Below are 14,682 nucleotides of genomic sequence, written 5' to 3'. Positions count from 1 at the left end.
TTGTACTTTATTTTATGACAAAAGAAGTAAATAGGGAAATAAAAAAGTTCAAAATAACAAAAACAATCATTTATCCTAAACCACGAAAAGAAATGCAGTTATTTATCACATTCCAGGGGGGGCACCCCCGCTATATATTCCTTTCATTATATCAAACCCAAAGAAAAATCACAAATAAAAGCTACATAAAAAGGACTCCCAAATGGAAGTCCAAAGCTTTATTAATTTACCATACGCTGTGCTTCAAGGAGTTGATAAGTTCTTACTTTCCTAGGCAAGAAGCGACGGATTTCGTCTTCGTTATATCCAACCTGCAATCGTTTTTCATCAATGATGATCGGACGGCGAAGCAGTCCAGGATTTTCTTTTATTAATTTAAATAAATCCTGAAGTGGCATTGTATCCAAATTAACGTCTAATTTTTGAAATGTCTTAGATCTGGTGGAGATAATTTCGTCTGTTCCATCCTCTGTCATGCGCAAGATTTCTTTTATCTCTTCCATTGATAAAGGTTCAGAAAAGATATTTCTTTCTTTATATGGGATTTCATGCTCTTCCAACCATGATTTTGCTTTCCGACATGATGTGCAACTTGGTGAGGTGTATAGTGTTACCATCCATCTTCACACTCCTCTAAATTTTACGATGCTTACGATATATTAGGTTATGAAATAATAAACTTGTTCTAAATAAATTAAAATTATTATAAATAAGGAATTTATATCATAGATTATACACCACTGTTTCAAAAAAAGATATGCTTTTTAAAAAATTTATCAGTTCACAAAATATCACGGTAATAGCATTGTAGTCATTAATTAGACGAATATTTCTTATAAAAGTTTCACGAATTTTCGATTATTTACCTTGTATCTTTAAAAGAGTATAGTTTTATTGAAAGATTATTCGTTATTTATTAGCGTTTTTCTGTGGGTCATTGTCCTAATTGCTGATTTTTTCATAATCATTGTTTATGCCCAGTATTATGAGTATAATAAATGGTATATTTGAATTATCAATTAATCATCGTTAATGAAAACGCATACAATTGGATAGTCCTGTATTTTTTGTTTTCCTCTTTCCATCAGGTGAAAGTTCTTTTAAAATAAGAGGTAGGGGAATGTCTATTAGTACGAAAGTGATTATTGAAAAAGTGAGGGATGTTCATGGCAAGCTACATAGCCGATTTACTCGTTGTTGCAGTGTTAATTATAGGAATTACCGCCATCATGGGGGTACTGACAAATGGCATTGGAAAAACCTTATTCTCCAGGAATCGTCGTAGTGAATTTGTAGACCAATCAGCAAAATTCCAAACAGGTTGGAAAATGGTTGGCGGTAAAAAAATTAATTGATATCCATTCATTAAAGCAATTAAAAAACGATCTCAACAAGAGATCGTTTTTTAATTTTATTACTTGGCTTGTGCTTGATAAAGTTTGAACTCTTTTTCAGAACAAAGTACAAAATGCCCAGGAGTCACTTCTCTAAACTCAATAGACTCGTTGTCTTCATATTGATGACTTGCAGGGTCATAACTTTTACGTTTCCGTGTTCTCTCACTTATCGGATCCGGTGATGGAATTGCGGATAATAAGGATTGAGTATATGGATGAAAAGGGTTTTTATATAACTCATCCGCAGGTGCAAGCTCCACCATTCTGCCAAAATACATTACGCCAATCCTGTCACTAATGTATTTTACCATTGAGAGATCGTGGGCAATGAACAAGTAGGTTAACTCCTTTTCCTTTTGCAGTTGCTTCATCAAGTTAACAACTTGGGCCTGGATAGAAACATCTAATGCCGAAATCGGCTCATCCGCGATGATAAATTCAGGCTGTACAGCCAAGGCCCGCGCAATTCCAATCCGCTGCCGCTGGCCGCCAGAAAATTCATGCGGATAACGATTAGCATGTTCTTTATTTAACCCGACAGTTTCGAGAAGCTCATAAACTCTTTCCATCCGTTCTTGGTTCGTTTTTGCCAAACCATGGATGTCTATTCCTTCAGCAATGACATCGGCAATCTTTAATCGTGGGTTTAATGACGCATATGGATCTTGGAAAATCATTTGCATCTTACGATTGAAGTCTTTTAATTCTTTTTTGGATTTTTTCCCGTGGACATTGACACCATCATACAAAACTTCACCGCCGGTTGCATTATACAATCGAATGATTGTACGGCCAGTTGTGGACTTTCCGCAGCCTGATTCCCCTACAAGCCCCATAACTTCACCCTTATAAATATCGAATGATACGTTATCAACTGCCCGAACTTCATTGGGTTTGCCAACATTAAAATATTGTTTTAAGTTTTTTATCTCCAGCAATTTTTTCTGTTCTGCCATCTATTTCCCCCCCTTTACTCCAACGTATTGATTCTGCCGTCTCTTAACAGCCTCCGGCGGTTCTACCTTTGGAGCATCCGGATGCAGCAGCCATGTTGCTGCATAATGGGTATCAGAAACCTTAAAGAAAGGCGGTTGTTGCTCCAAATCAATTTTCATTGCGTATGGGTTTCGTGGTGCGAATGCATCACCTTTCGGAGGATCTAATAAGTCTGGTGGTGTCCCGGGTATAGAGTATAACTCCTCGTCATCCGTATCCATATCCGGCATTGAACTAATGAGTCCCCAAGTGTATGGATGCTGTGGATTATAGAAAATTTCATCTGCCGTTCCGATTTCTACTATCTTCCCGCCATACATAACCGCAACACGGTCGGCCACATTGGCAACAACACCAAGGTCATGAGTAATGAAAATGATGGATGTATCAATTTTCTTTTGCAGGTCTTTCATTAATTCTAGTATTTGGGCCTGGATGGTTACGTCCAATGCTGTGGTTGGTTCATCTGCAATCAAGATTTTAGGATTGCATGCCAAGGCAATCGCGATTACCACCCTTTGTCTCATCCCACCGGAAAACTGGTGCGGGTATTGATTGACCCGAATCTCAGGCTTTGGAATCCCAACGAGTTTCAATAATTCGACTGCCCTTTCCTTTGCGGCATGCTTGCTCATATTTTGATGTTTGATTAACGGCTCCATGATTTGATTCCCGATTTTCATTGTCGGGTTCAAGGAAGTCATTGGGTCTTGGAAAATCATCGAAATATCATGACCGCGGATTTTTTGCATATGTTTATCGTTCAGTTTCGTCAAATCTTTACCATCAAAGAGAATTTCTCCGCCTTTAATCTCTGAGTTATGTTCAGGAAGCAGACGCATGATGGCTTTCGTTGTAACCGACTTACCTGATCCGGATTCTCCAACAATGGCTAAAGTTTCACCTTTAAACAAGTCAAAATTAATCCCCCGAATCGCTTTGACTTCCCCTGAAAAAGTATGGAACGAAATATTTAAATCTTTTACTTCTAGAATTTTCTCCACTGCCATTCACCTCTCTTCTAATCGCGCATTTTTGGATCAAGTGCGTCACGCAAACCATCTGCTACCATATTAAAGCACACCATTATTAAAGCAATCATAATGGAAGGAATAATCATTTGATAAGGAAAAGCAATCATTGATTTATAACCGCTCTCTACCAAAGACCCCAAAGAGGCATGCGGCTCTTGCAATCCTAATCCAATGAAACTTAAAAATGCCTCAAAGAAAATAGCATTTGGGATAGAAAACATTGTGTTGATAATAATGATACCAAACATATTTGGAATCATGTGCTTGAAAATGATAGAAATATTTGATGCCCCTAAAGTTTTGGAAGCCAAAACAAACTCTTGGGCTTTGAATTTTAGTACTTGTGCCCGGACGACACGTGCCATACTTGTCCAACCAGTAATCGTCAAAGCGACAATAATTGGCAGGATTCCCGGTTTCAATACGAGAATCATTAATACCACAATAATTAGGTTTGGAATACCGACAATAATCTCGATAATCCGCTGCAATATACTATCCGTCTTACCGCCCACATAACCTGAAACAGCACCATAGGTTACACCAATTAACATATCAACTAAAGCTGCCATAAAGGCTATGAATAATGAAATTTGGGTACCTTTCCAAACACGGGCAAATAAATCACGGCCCAGGTTGTCAGTGCCAAACCAGTAATAAGCGTCAACTTTCCGAACTTCATAAGCATTATACTCTGTACCATTTCTTCTGGTTAACGTACCATCAAACGGCAGCCAATGGACATTTTCCAAACCTTGGATTCTTGGCGGCAAGTTATTGTGTTTCGTATTTTGTGTATCATACTCATAAGGTGATAATAAAGGTCCTACAAATGCCATGATGATTAATAGAAGGAGAATAACCATACAGACAACGGCACCCTTATTTTTTCGAATACGGAGCCAAGAGTCCTGCCAAAAGTTCAGGCTGGCTTTGGCAATTTTTTCACTTTTAGAAGGATCAACATGGGCAGGTTCAAACATGTCTTTTGTAATCACAATATCTTTATTCGTCATTTAGTTTCCCCCCCCAGAAAGTCGAATACGTGGGTCGATTATTCCATACAGAATATCAACCAGCAATGTGACAGCCACAAATAACACAGCAAACAAAATATTTGTACCCATTATTACCGGATAGTCATTCATGTTAATGGATTTAACAAATTGCTCCCCAATTCCTGGAATCCCAAATATTTGCTCAATAACAAGTGAGCCTGTCATTAAGCTTACAGCCAAAGGACCTAAAACCGTCACAACAGGAATTAAAGCATTTCGCAATGCATGCTTGAGACTAATTTGCCAATAGCTGGCACCTTTAGCTCTTGCTAATGTAATATAATCAGATCCTAATACTTCTACCATTTCAGTCCGCATAAATCTTGCTGAAATGGATAACGGGAACATAGCTAACGCTATGGAAGGCAGAATCGTATACTCCGGCCCTTTCCAGAACATAACCGGAAGCCAGCCTAGTTTAACAGAAATATAATACTGAAGTAACCCAGCAAAGATAAATGAAGGTATGGATTTACCAACAACAGCGACAAAAGTAGATGTGTAGTCTACCCAAGTATTTTGTTTCAGTGCTGCAATAACCCCAAGCAATATACCAACTAATCCACCAAATATCATGGCTTCCAAACCTAAAATTGCGGAAGGGCCTACTCGGTTAGCGAGAAGTTCAGTTACCGGGGTATTATCAAACTGAAAGGAAACTCCCAAATCCCCCTGAATCATATTCTTCATATACGTAACATATTGAACAGGTACGGGATCATTCAGACCATATTTTTGAAGCAAGATATTTTGTTGTGCTTCTGAGAGCTTTTCAAAATTGTTAAATGGACTTCCAGGGATTAGTTTCATGAGGAAAAAAGTAAATGATGCAACTATAAATAGAGTGATAATCATATAAATAATCCGTTGCAAGATATATTTTGCCATCACCTGCACCTCCTAAATTAGTATAAAATTCGTCATATTTCGACAATTCTCTTACAGGTAAAAAGAGAGTATATCTAAATATACTCTCTTTTTTATTAGATTAGCAATAGTTACTATTCTGTAATTTTAATCCATTGGTAACTATAGTCTGGACCAAACGCATGGTGTGCAAAGCCTTTGACTTTTGGATTAATTAACAAGTTAACGGAACGTTGATAAAGTGGTGCAATCGCTGCATCATCTTCTAACAAAATCTTTTCAGCATCTTGCAATGCTTTCCAGCGCTCTTGGCCTTGTAGATTTTCGTTAGCATCTTTGATTAACTTGTCAAATTTCGCATCGCTGTAGCTCATATGGTTCTGACCGCCGCCAGTTACCCATAAATCCATGTAAGTCATAGGGTCAGCATAGTCTGGTCCCCATCCGCCCATTAACAAATCGTAATCTTCAGCGTCTTCACGAGCGATACGGATTTTGAACGGAACACTTTCAATGTTAATTTTCAAACCAGGAAGTGTTGTTTCTAATTGGTCTTTAATAAACGCATCACTAACTTTTGAAGTTTCGGTATCTTGACCGACATAAGTGAATGTTACTTCTTTTTGACCAAGTTCAGAAAGTCCTTTTTCCCAAAGTTCTTTTGCTTTCTTCTTATCAGTGCTCAAATAAGTATCGGTTGTTGCACGGAAGTCTTTGCCATTTTCATCAAAAGAGAAGCCTTTTGGAACAAGATAGTCTGCAACGACTGAACCGTTAGCTAATACATCATCAACCAATGCCTTTTTGTCAACTGCTAAAGCAATAGCTTTACGGATGTTTTGATTTGCTAAAGCAGGATTCTTTTCATTCATTTTTAACCACCAGATGGATGGCTCTTGGTATTGAAGCAATTCATCTGATCCTTCAAATTGAGAAAGAATGGCAGCTTGTGCAAGTTTTGGTGTAATGTCTGCTTCACCTGCAGTAAATGCATTTGCAGAAGCTTGTGGATCTTTCGATACGTTAAAGTTCACTTTATCTAAAGTGACATTTTTTGCATCCCAGTAGTCAGCATTTTTTTCCAGTGTCCACTCTGATCCAGTCGGGCCGTCCCAATTGGCAAGTTTGAATGGACCGTTATATAACACGTGCTCGGAATCTTTTGCATAGTCAGCGCCTTGTGCTTCAACATACTTTTGGCTTTGTGGATAGAACAATGGGAAAGTTAGATAAGATTCAATATATGGAAGCTCTCTTTCTAACGTAATTTCCAATGTATAGTCATCAACCGCTTTGATACCTAAAGTTTGTAAGTCTTGATCTGTTACTTTATCGCCTTTTTCAACAATTTCGCTAGCGCCTTTAATTTTACCTTCCATGAAGTATGCGCCATATGGAGCAGCTACTCGCGGATCGATAGCTCTTTGCCATGCGTAAACAAAGTCTTTTGCAGTAACAGGGTCACCATTTGACCATTTTGTGTCTTTTTTCAATTTAATCGTTAATACAGTTTTATCATCATTGTATTTAGGCATATCGTCAGCTACACCTGGAATAACCTTTTGGTCTGGATCCAAACGATATAAACCTTCATTTACTGCATTGGCCACCGTAAAAGTAAGTACGTCTTGACCCATGACAGTATCCATTGTAGGAATTTCAGCTGACTCAAGAACATTCAGTTCCTGCTTGGCAGCAAGCTTTTCTTCTCCGGCTTTTGAGCCTTTAGTGTCTTTACCTTCATTTTTATCACCGCCTGAACATGCTGCAAGGAACATGCTAAGAACTAGTGATATTACTAGAAGTAGTGAAAGTTTTGATTTCTTCACTTATAGACCTCCCTTTTCTATTATTCTGAAAAATTACTACATTCTCTATTATACATATTTTCATCTTCTTGTACATTACTTTTTTAAAATTAATTTACACAATAGCAACAATTGTAATGTATAGTTTACCATTTATTGTGTTATAATTTATTTTTATAAAGTTGTTTTTTGTTCATTTTTCTTGTTATATCAATGTTTTGGAGGCTCTCATGTGAAAGGCAGACTCAGGAAATATGTCATCATTTTAACAATTATTCAGGCATTAATATTTTCATTTTCATACCTGCGTTACCACGATATAACCATTCTAAGCTATATCAATATATCTTTTTATTTTACATTTTTCTTTTTACTCTCGTCTTTATTAATTTTCACCATACAAGGCGGATTTTTTGATGTCATTGCCAAGTCCTTTAATTTTGCTTTTTCAAGAGGACATGCTAGAAGAAGGTTTGAAGAAATTCCCTCTTTATCCTCCATGGTGACAATCCAATATAAACCGCTCCTTGCATATGGCATCGTGACAGGTGGACTCATGCTGGCAGCCCTGCTTGTTTATTATAATTGACCAACTTGCATCTAAATATGTAATTCTATATAATGTCTTTAGCAAAATGGATTATCCAAAAGCGATGACAAAGAGTAGTACGTATTGAACATTCGTTTTACAGAGAGTTTGTGGCTGGTGGGAACAAACACGAAAGACTTTACGGAATGGACTTTGAAGCTTCTTTCTGAAACCTGAAACATAGTTAGTAGGAAAAGACGTTTCCTTGCGTTAAAAGGAGTTCGGGCCTCTAAAATTCACATTTTTTATAGGCACCGAAGCAAAGTGACTCTTCATGAGTAATTAGGGTGGTACCGCGAGCCATTCGTCCCTATATGTTTTCGGGATGGATGGTTTTTTATTTTTATAAGGAGGAAAAATAAATGAAAACGATTTTTTCAGGCATTCAGCCAAGTGGAACGATAACACTTGGGAACTACATTGGAGCCATGATGCAATTCGTCGAACTCCAACATGAATATAATTGTTTCTTTTGTATTGTCGACCAGCATGCCATTACCGTCCCTCAGGACCCTGCTACACTTCGAAAGAACATTCGAAGTCTGGCCGCATTATATCTTGCAGTAGGAATTGACCCTGAAAAGGCAACCTTATTCATTCAATCCGAAGTGCCGGCACACGCCCAGGCGGGATGGATTATGCAGTGTGTTTCCTACATAGGGGAACTCGAAAGAATGACTCAATTTAAAGATAAATCTGCCGGTAAAGAGGCGGTGTCAGCCAGTTTGTTAACCTATCCGCCATTAATGGCAGCTGATATTCTTCTGTATAATACGGATGTTGTTCCAGTAGGCGAAGACCAGAAGCAGCATATGGAATTAACCCGTGATTTAGCTGAACGGTTTAATAAAAAATACAGGGATGTCCTGACCATTCCGGATATCCGCCTTCCTAAAATTGGCGCAAGGATTATGTCCTTACAGGAACCAACGAAAAAAATGAGCAAGTCTGATCCTAATCAAAAGGCCTTTATCACCCCGTTGGATGAGCCAAATCAGATTATCAAAAAGATAAAAAGCGCTGTAACGGATTCAGAGGGAATTGTAAAATATAATCCTGAACATAAGCCTGGTGTTTCAAATCTTTTGTCAATTTACTCCATCTTGGGCAATAAATCTATTCCTGAATTAGAAGAAATGTACCAAGGTAAGGGTTATGGGGACTTTAAAGGAGATCTGGCTGAAGTCGTCGTTAATGTATTTAAGCCCATACAAGAGAAATATTACAATCTGATTGAATCAAGTGAACTTGACGATATCTTGGACCGCGGTGCTGAACGGGCAAATCAGGTTGCAGGCAGAACTTTGAAGAAAATGGAGAATGCCATGGGCCTTGGACGAAAGAGACGGTTATAAAACAAAAGCCTGTCACCCTAACGATATGTGATACATAACGTTAGGGTGCAGGCTTAATTTACTTTCGGTCCATGTTCCATTTCCCATAGCTTTTCAAAAAATGGTTGTCCTTTAATTATATTTTCACAGAACATTTCGTGTCGTTTGGTCCACCCGAATTTAATTTCTTCATATAACTGTTCCCATGCATCGGCAAAGTTCAATTCTTGTATGCTGGAATAACGCTCTGGGCACCATTCAGTAAACCAGTAACGAATCTCGGCTTCATTTTTGGAAGAGAACAATTGATCAAGTGCCATAAACAACAGTTGTTTTAGCTGTCTCTCTTTTCTTGTCAATCCCAGCATTAAATCAGGTTCCGGGGAAAGAATATGGAATTCTTTTTCTTTGCCCTGGGGCATGAAAGGATAGATCTTTGGCTCATGCGTCCCAATCATTTCATAAACCAATTGTTCTTGCCTAGGTATTAATCTGCTTTTTCGTATTGGAATCGTATAACCGATGGTATCCACAGCTAAAATACCGACTCCATCGGTTACCACAAAGCAATATTCAAGTTGGATTCTCTCGTGGTTTTTTCGCAAGTAAGCTTTTTGGTAAACATCATCCAACAGCTGAGGAGGCAGTTCCGACAGGTCATTTTCAATATACTGAAATATATCCGGTTCGACTTTGAGCAGCGGAACTTGGTCAAGTAACTCCACACCGTCATCCTTACGCCATTCATGAAAGTGGCATACATTGTAGCCATTCTCTTCCCCTTCAAACCAATTTACCCAAACATCATGAAGATATAACATATAATCCCTCACTTCATTGGTACTGTTTGTCAATCAGTATGGGCAGACGTAAGTTAAATTATTCCTCTATATATATTTTGCTCCAAACGTTGTGATTTAGGGACTTTTTACCTATTAACATTTTCATATTATAGAAGTGTCTATAATGCCGGAACCAAACTAGACCTATGATTTTTCATTCAATTATCTGTATGCAAGATATTTCGATGATGGGGCCGTAAAACTTTGTTTTACGGAATAGCTTTCATTTTCATAAAACTTTTGAACAAGATGATAGCCAATTGCGTAACCAAGTAAAGGGGGAACGCCACGTCCGCCGAACAATAGCTCATCATGAATTGGCTGATTTTTACTTTTATCCAATTGCTTTTTTATATAGCGGTCCCAATACACATCCAGTTCTGCTTTTGAATACATATGGCACCAATCCGCAAGATAGTTTTCACCACAGTGTTTTAATACCGCGTACTCAGCAAGGCCTTCAATAATAATTGAGTCAAGCAATGTATAGTTTTCTTGTTTTTTATTTTTTCGATGAAGCCTGCATACATGGTGGTATTCATGGACTAGCAGTGCTTCTATTTCCTTCCCGTCATCATATTCCGACAGGAAAAGAAACATTTTATCCGGAAACGACACACCGCCTTTATCTTTATCCCCTTTTCTGGCAAAAAGGCCTCCTCTCTGGTTTAACGGAAACAGTAAAACTGGGATATCCGGCCCCGCCCATTTCTGTTTATATTTATTAAACAAGTCTTCTACCCGATTCCATGCTTTATAATCCATCATTTTATTGAAATTGTTTCTTGTATTCCATGAAGGCCTGTACATGCCAAAGTGTAATAGTTGTTCATAGATTTCTCCGGTTTTTTGTCCGATGAAATATGGTTTCAAATTTTCACAAATCTTAAGTGGATGTTCAAAATTCTCCTTTAACCATTGATCTGTCCGCACGATTCCCATTTTGGCACCTCAATTTTAAAACATATCTACTCTATTCACATTTTATGTGTAGTTTTTAAATGAGGTTCTACTTCTTTTCAAACGAAAAAGGACCAAGCCAGAGCTTGGTCCCAAGGAATTTTATTCATACTTTTTTAAAACAATCGTGGCATTATGGCCACCGAAGCCTAATGAGTTGCTCATTGCAGCCTTAATTTCTTTTGGCCGGGCAGCATTGGTTACGTAATCCAGGTCACATTCCGGATCTGGAGTCTGGTAATTCATTGTTGGCGGCAAGATGCCGTCTTTTAGGGCTAATGCGGTAAAAATGGCCTCAACACCACCAGCGGCCCCGAGAAGATGTCCTGTCATTGATTTTGTTGAACTTATTGCTAACTTGTAAGCGTGGTCCCCAAATACCTCTTTCACTGCAAGTGTTTCAAATTTATCATTATATTCGGTGCTAGTGCCATGGGCATTTACATAATCAATGTCGCTTGGATTAAGCCCCGCATCCTGGATGGCCATTTTCATCGCTCTTGCCCCGCCTTCACCACCAGGAGCCGGTGCCGTAATATGGTAAGCATCACCAGTAGCTCCGTATCCAACGATTTCGGCGTATATTTTAGCCCCCCGGGCCAATGCGTGCTCTAATTCTTCCAATACGACAATCCCGGCGCCTTCACCAATAACAAATCCATCGCGGTTCTTATCAAATGGCCGGCTGGCAGTATTCGGGTCTGGGTTTGTCGATAGAGCCGTATTTGCGCAGAAGCCAGCAACCGACATTCTAGTGATAGGGGCTTCGGCCCCACCGGATACCATTACATCGGCATCGCCGCGTTGAATAACTTTAAATGCATCCCCGATTGAATTGGTTCCGGTTGCACATGCTGTTACTGTACAAGAATTAAATCCCCTTGCCCCCAACACAATGGATACTTGTCCGGTTGCCATATCAGGGATTAGCATCGGCACAAAAAACGGGCTTACCCTCTTATAACCGCGCTTTTGAAATATTTCAAATTGTTGTTCAAACGTTTCCATACCACCTATTCCCGACCCGATCCAAACTCCGACACGGTGGGAATTTCCTTCATCAATGGTCAGGTCGGCATCCTTAACAGCCATGAGTGAACTGGCGACTGCAAATTGAGTAAACCGGTCCATTTTCCTTGCGTCCTTTCTATCCATAAACAATTCCGGATTGAAGTCCTTTACTTCCGCAGCAACCTTTGCCGGATATTCATCGGCATTTACTCTTGTCAGCGGTCCTACTCCGGACTTACCTTCCAAAATCCCTTTCCATGTTGTTTCAACATCATTACCCAGCGGCGTGACTGCCCCCACACCTGTTACCACGACCCTGCGTTTTTCCATGTCCACATCTCCTTTATCTACTTTTGACAATTGTCTTGTTGAATTATGTCTTATCATGAATCTTTTTAATAAAAAAGCAACAACCGGACATAAGCCGGCTTGTTACTTACCCCAGCGGATAGCAATTGCTCCCCAGGTTAAGCCCCCACCAAACCCGACCATGACAATCAAGTCATCATCTTTGATTTTGCCGGCTTCCAACTCTTCCACTATAGAAATAGGAATCGAGGCTGCGGAGGTATTTCCATATTTATGGACGGTTTTTGACATTTTTTCTGGCGGGAGATCCAGCCTTTGCCTCGATGCTTCCATAATCCTGATATTAGCCTGATGGGGAATCAGAAAGTCAACGTCCTCTTTTCCTAAACCAGCTTTTTCTAAAACATGAATACAGCTTTCTCCCATTTGCCTTACAGCAAATTTAAACACTTCTCGGCCGTTCATAATGATATATTCGTCCTGATACAGGTGTTTTCCTCCTGTACCGTCTGCACCAAGTTCAAATGAGAGAATCCCGCGATCTTCCGAAACAGATCCGATGATGGCCGCGCCGGCTCCATCACCAAAAAGGACAGCTGTATTCCGGTCAGACCAGTCGGTAATTTTGGAGAGCTTTTCAACTCCGACAACCAAAACATATTTATACGTTTTGGACTCAATGAATTGCTTTGCCGTTACAACACCATACATAAAACCGGCACAAGCTGCACTAATATCCATTGCAGCTGCGTTCCAAGCACCCAGCCTTTCTTGAATCTTACAGGAAACGGAAGGGAATGGTGTGTCTGGTGTAACAGTCGCAACTAATATCAGGTCAATCTCTTCCGGCGTAATTCCTGCATCTTGAATGGCCTTTTGTGCAGCAGCGAAGGCCATGTCCGATGTATCCATATCATCCGCTGCAATCCGGCGTTCTTCAATGCCTGTTCTCGTCCGAATCCACTCATCTGACGTATCCATCATTTTTTCTAAATCAAAGTTTGAAACTACTTTCTCGGGTAAATATCTTCCAATGCCAACAATACCTGCTCTCATTATGCCAACTCCTTTTATATTTTATCGGACGGGTACCATCGAATATTAATATCAATTATTATGACTTGGTACTAATTTTATCAAATTGATTCCTGTTTTAGCAACTGTTTCATTCCATTACCTATCCGCTAATATCCATTCCTTTTAAGAAAATATTCATATGTTAAAGTAGAAAATTGTTCCTGGAGGTTTGATTAATTTGGAGGAGACTGAATCACCATTGCAAGATAAACAGGAAGAAGCATTCGTCCCTGAGGAATCAAATGATGCAGAAGGACATCATAGAATCGATCCTTTTACTGCACTCATGTTCGGTCAGCAAAGATATTCCCAGCCGCATTTTGAGTTATTCCCTGATAGCCACCCTTCGCAAAACCCGCCGCCCAATCAGCAGGGGATTGACCTAGATCTGTTGTTGTATCACATCGATACATTAGTGGAATCTGTAAAAGGATTTAAGCCATTATTAGATAAGGCCTATCCCTATGTACAAAAGTATATACTCAAGAAGTAAAGCTGCTGAATCGTATCAGCAGCTTTTCCCTTAAATCTTCATAGTCTTCGATAAGAGCGGTACTAAAAATTAATCCTTTGAACGGAGCCCTATTAATCGGTTTGTATGGTCTCGTTGTCTGGCAAGAGACTCTGTAATCGATGATGGGGTCTTAACAGGCACACTCACCACATTTTGCGGCAATTCTTGACATGAAGGTTGCAGCGGCTCTGTCGAAATGGACAACTCCCGGGCACACTCCATCCATCCATTTTTCCCTCTGCTTTCCAATAAATATTTTCCAGATTTCCCTTCTTCCATTAAATCAATTATTGCCTCTGTTGCATCCTCTACGAAAATAGCATCACCCGTCCATTCTCGGTCCGATGGCTGTTTTAAATCGCTAGAGTGTCCTGAAATTATCGCTTGTTGAAATAAAAATTCATCGGGCTGCCATGGGCCATAAACTGTTGGTAAATAAACCATTTGCAGATCCTGCACCAAGCCCTCAGCCTCCTTTAAAAAGCAGGAAAAATCCTTGCCGCCAGATTGCCCCATCAACAATTGAACCGGTGCCAAAATCATTAATCGATTACCCTTACACTGTTTTTCTTCAATGAGTGACTTAAAATCAAGCTTAGATAATATCGCTTCTTTTCGGGTCATAAAAAAATCGTGGACAGAAATTACCATGATTGTGTTTACGTTGTCCTTTTCCCGCGTACTCTCCCAATCACGCAAAGAATAATCAACAAAATTGGCATTTCTCCCCACTTCAAGTTTTTTTTCCTCCAACAAACCCCAATGTTGATGTTCCTCTATATAAACGCCCTCCACCTTGACACCTTTATTCAAAAGTAACTTACATAGATGGAAACCAACAAAGTCAAATACATCCATTATTACTGCCTTGTCCATAAGAAATTCC

15 protein-coding genes and 1 other annotated feature are annotated in these 14,682 nt (G+C 39.4%); of the genes, 4 read left to right on the top strand and 11 right to left on the bottom strand.

Annotated elements, in window-relative coordinates; all coding sequences use genetic code 11:
* Window positions 1–221: 221 nt before the first annotated feature.
* Window positions 222–617 carry a transcriptional regulator SpxA gene (spxA, locus tag ACY8D0_RS02895; RefSeq protein WP_462408988.1) on the bottom strand — a complete coding sequence of 132 codons (396 nt, stop codon included), beginning with the start codon at window positions 615–617 and terminating at the stop codon, window positions 222–224.
* A gap of 549 nt (window positions 618–1,166) precedes the next feature.
* Here spxA and ACY8D0_RS02890 point away from each other — a divergent pair.
* A complete protein-coding gene (locus ACY8D0_RS02890; RefSeq protein WP_462408987.1) occupies window positions 1,167–1,355 on the top strand; it encodes a hypothetical protein in 189 nt (62 codons plus the stop codon).
* A gap of 59 nt (window positions 1,356–1,414) precedes the next feature.
* Here the strand turns inward: ACY8D0_RS02890 and ACY8D0_RS02885 are convergent, their stop codons facing one another.
* The 5 genes from ACY8D0_RS02885 to ACY8D0_RS02865 form a co-directional block, all read right to left on the bottom strand.
* On the bottom strand, window positions 1,415–2,353 hold the full coding sequence (locus ACY8D0_RS02885) for an ABC transporter ATP-binding protein (RefSeq protein WP_462408986.1): 939 nt from the start codon (window positions 2,351–2,353) through the stop codon (window positions 1,415–1,417).
* Complete coding sequence (locus ACY8D0_RS02880) at window positions 2,354–3,397, bottom strand: ABC transporter ATP-binding protein (RefSeq protein ID WP_462409930.1); 1,044 nt, start codon at window positions 3,395–3,397, stop codon at window positions 2,354–2,356. It abuts the gene before it with no gap.
* Between the two features lie 17 nt (window positions 3,398–3,414).
* Window positions 3,415–4,443 (bottom strand): oligopeptide ABC transporter permease, encoded by a 1,029-nt coding sequence (gene opp3C / locus ACY8D0_RS02875; RefSeq protein WP_462408985.1) that lies wholly within the window; start codon window positions 4,441–4,443, stop codon window positions 3,415–3,417.
* A complete protein-coding gene (opp3b, locus tag ACY8D0_RS02870; RefSeq protein ID WP_462408984.1) occupies window positions 4,444–5,373 on the bottom strand; it encodes an oligopeptide ABC transporter permease in 930 nt (309 codons plus the stop codon).
* A gap of 113 nt (window positions 5,374–5,486) precedes the next feature.
* Window positions 5,487–7,181 carry a peptide ABC transporter substrate-binding protein gene (locus ACY8D0_RS02865; RefSeq protein ID WP_462408983.1) on the bottom strand — a complete coding sequence of 565 codons (1,695 nt, stop codon included), beginning with the start codon at window positions 7,179–7,181 and terminating at the stop codon, window positions 5,487–5,489.
* 211 nt (window positions 7,182–7,392) lie between these two features.
* Between ACY8D0_RS02865 and ACY8D0_RS02860 the strand changes: the two genes are divergently transcribed.
* Both ACY8D0_RS02860 and trpS read left to right on the top strand, forming a co-directional pair.
* Window positions 7,393–7,749, top strand: coding sequence for a DUF3899 domain-containing protein (locus ACY8D0_RS02860; RefSeq protein WP_462408982.1), 357 nt, complete (start codon window positions 7,393–7,395; stop codon window positions 7,747–7,749).
* A 55-nt stretch (window positions 7,750–7,804) separates the two neighbouring features.
* Window positions 7,805–8,064, top strand: a binding site (T-box leader).
* A gap of 47 nt (window positions 8,065–8,111) precedes the next feature.
* On the top strand, window positions 8,112–9,104 hold the full coding sequence (gene trpS / locus ACY8D0_RS02855; protein ID WP_462408981.1) for a tryptophan--tRNA ligase: 993 nt from the start codon (window positions 8,112–8,114) through the stop codon (window positions 9,102–9,104).
* A gap of 53 nt (window positions 9,105–9,157) precedes the next feature.
* Here the strand turns inward: trpS and ACY8D0_RS02850 are convergent, their stop codons facing one another.
* The 4 genes from ACY8D0_RS02850 to ACY8D0_RS02835 form a co-directional block, all read right to left on the bottom strand.
* On the bottom strand, window positions 9,158–9,904 hold the full coding sequence (locus ACY8D0_RS02850) for a YjbA family protein (RefSeq protein WP_462408980.1): 747 nt from the start codon (window positions 9,902–9,904) through the stop codon (window positions 9,158–9,160).
* Between the two features lie 183 nt (window positions 9,905–10,087).
* Window positions 10,088–10,867 carry a DUF2268 domain-containing putative Zn-dependent protease gene (locus tag ACY8D0_RS02845; RefSeq protein WP_462408979.1) on the bottom strand — a complete coding sequence of 260 codons (780 nt, stop codon included), beginning with the start codon at window positions 10,865–10,867 and terminating at the stop codon, window positions 10,088–10,090.
* A 120-nt stretch (window positions 10,868–10,987) separates the two neighbouring features.
* Complete coding sequence (gene fabF, locus ACY8D0_RS02840) at window positions 10,988–12,226, bottom strand: beta-ketoacyl-ACP synthase II (RefSeq protein WP_462408978.1); 1,239 nt, start codon at window positions 12,224–12,226, stop codon at window positions 10,988–10,990.
* A gap of 102 nt (window positions 12,227–12,328) precedes the next feature.
* The gene (locus ACY8D0_RS02835) at window positions 12,329–13,261 is read right to left on the bottom strand and encodes a beta-ketoacyl-ACP synthase III (protein WP_462408977.1); all 933 of its coding nucleotides are present in this window, start codon (window positions 13,259–13,261) and stop codon (window positions 12,329–12,331) included.
* A 199-nt stretch (window positions 13,262–13,460) separates the two neighbouring features.
* On the opposite strand from ACY8D0_RS02835, the gene ACY8D0_RS02830 reads away from it, so the two are divergent.
* Window positions 13,461–13,775, top strand: a complete 315-nt coding sequence (locus tag ACY8D0_RS02830) for a hypothetical protein (RefSeq protein WP_462408976.1) — start codon at window positions 13,461–13,463, stop codon at window positions 13,773–13,775.
* Window positions 13,776–13,844: 69 nt separating this feature from the next.
* Here ACY8D0_RS02830 and ACY8D0_RS02825 read toward each other — a convergent pair whose 3' ends face one another.
* Entirely contained in the window at window positions 13,845–14,672 is an 828-nt protein-coding gene (locus tag ACY8D0_RS02825) for a hypothetical protein (protein ID WP_462408975.1), read from the bottom strand.
* Window positions 14,673–14,682 lie beyond the last annotated feature (10 nt).

This window comes from Neobacillus camarae, from assembly GCF_054950115.1.
Note: the sequence above shows the minus strand (reverse complement) of the source record. Positions and strands in the feature narration are given on the sequence as shown.

Excerpts from the sequence above, each read along its gene's own strand:
- spxA (WP_462408988.1), bottom strand. The coding sequence starts at position 617 with ATGGTAACACTATACACCTCACCAAGTTGCACATCATGTCGGAAAGCA.
- ACY8D0_RS02890 (WP_462408987.1), top strand. The coding sequence starts at position 1,167 with ATGGCAAGCTACATAGCCGATTTACTCGTTGTTGCAGTGTTAATTATA.
- ACY8D0_RS02885 (WP_462408986.1), bottom strand. The coding sequence starts at position 2,353 with ATGGCAGAACAGAAAAAATTGCTGGAGATAAAAAACTTAAAACAATAT.
- opp3C (WP_462408985.1), bottom strand. The coding sequence starts at position 4,443 with ATGACGAATAAAGATATTGTGATTACAAAAGACATGTTTGAACCTGCC.
- opp3b (WP_462408984.1), bottom strand. The coding sequence starts at position 5,373 with ATGGCAAAATATATCTTGCAACGGATTATTTATATGATTATCACTCTA.
- trpS (WP_462408981.1), top strand. The coding sequence starts at position 8,112 with ATGAAAACGATTTTTTCAGGCATTCAGCCAAGTGGAACGATAACACTT.
- ACY8D0_RS02850 (WP_462408980.1), bottom strand. The coding sequence starts at position 9,904 with ATGTTATATCTTCATGATGTTTGGGTAAATTGGTTTGAAGGGGAAGAG.
- ACY8D0_RS02845 (WP_462408979.1), bottom strand. The coding sequence starts at position 10,867 with ATGGGAATCGTGCGGACAGATCAATGGTTAAAGGAGAATTTTGAACAT.
- fabF (WP_462408978.1), bottom strand. The coding sequence starts at position 12,226 with ATGGAAAAACGCAGGGTCGTGGTAACAGGTGTGGGGGCAGTCACGCCG.
- ACY8D0_RS02835 (WP_462408977.1), bottom strand. The coding sequence starts at position 13,261 with ATGAGAGCAGGTATTGTTGGCATTGGAAGATATTTACCCGAGAAAGTA.
- ACY8D0_RS02825 (WP_462408975.1), bottom strand. The coding sequence starts at position 14,672 with ATGGACAAGGCAGTAATAATGGATGTATTTGACTTTGTTGGTTTCCAT.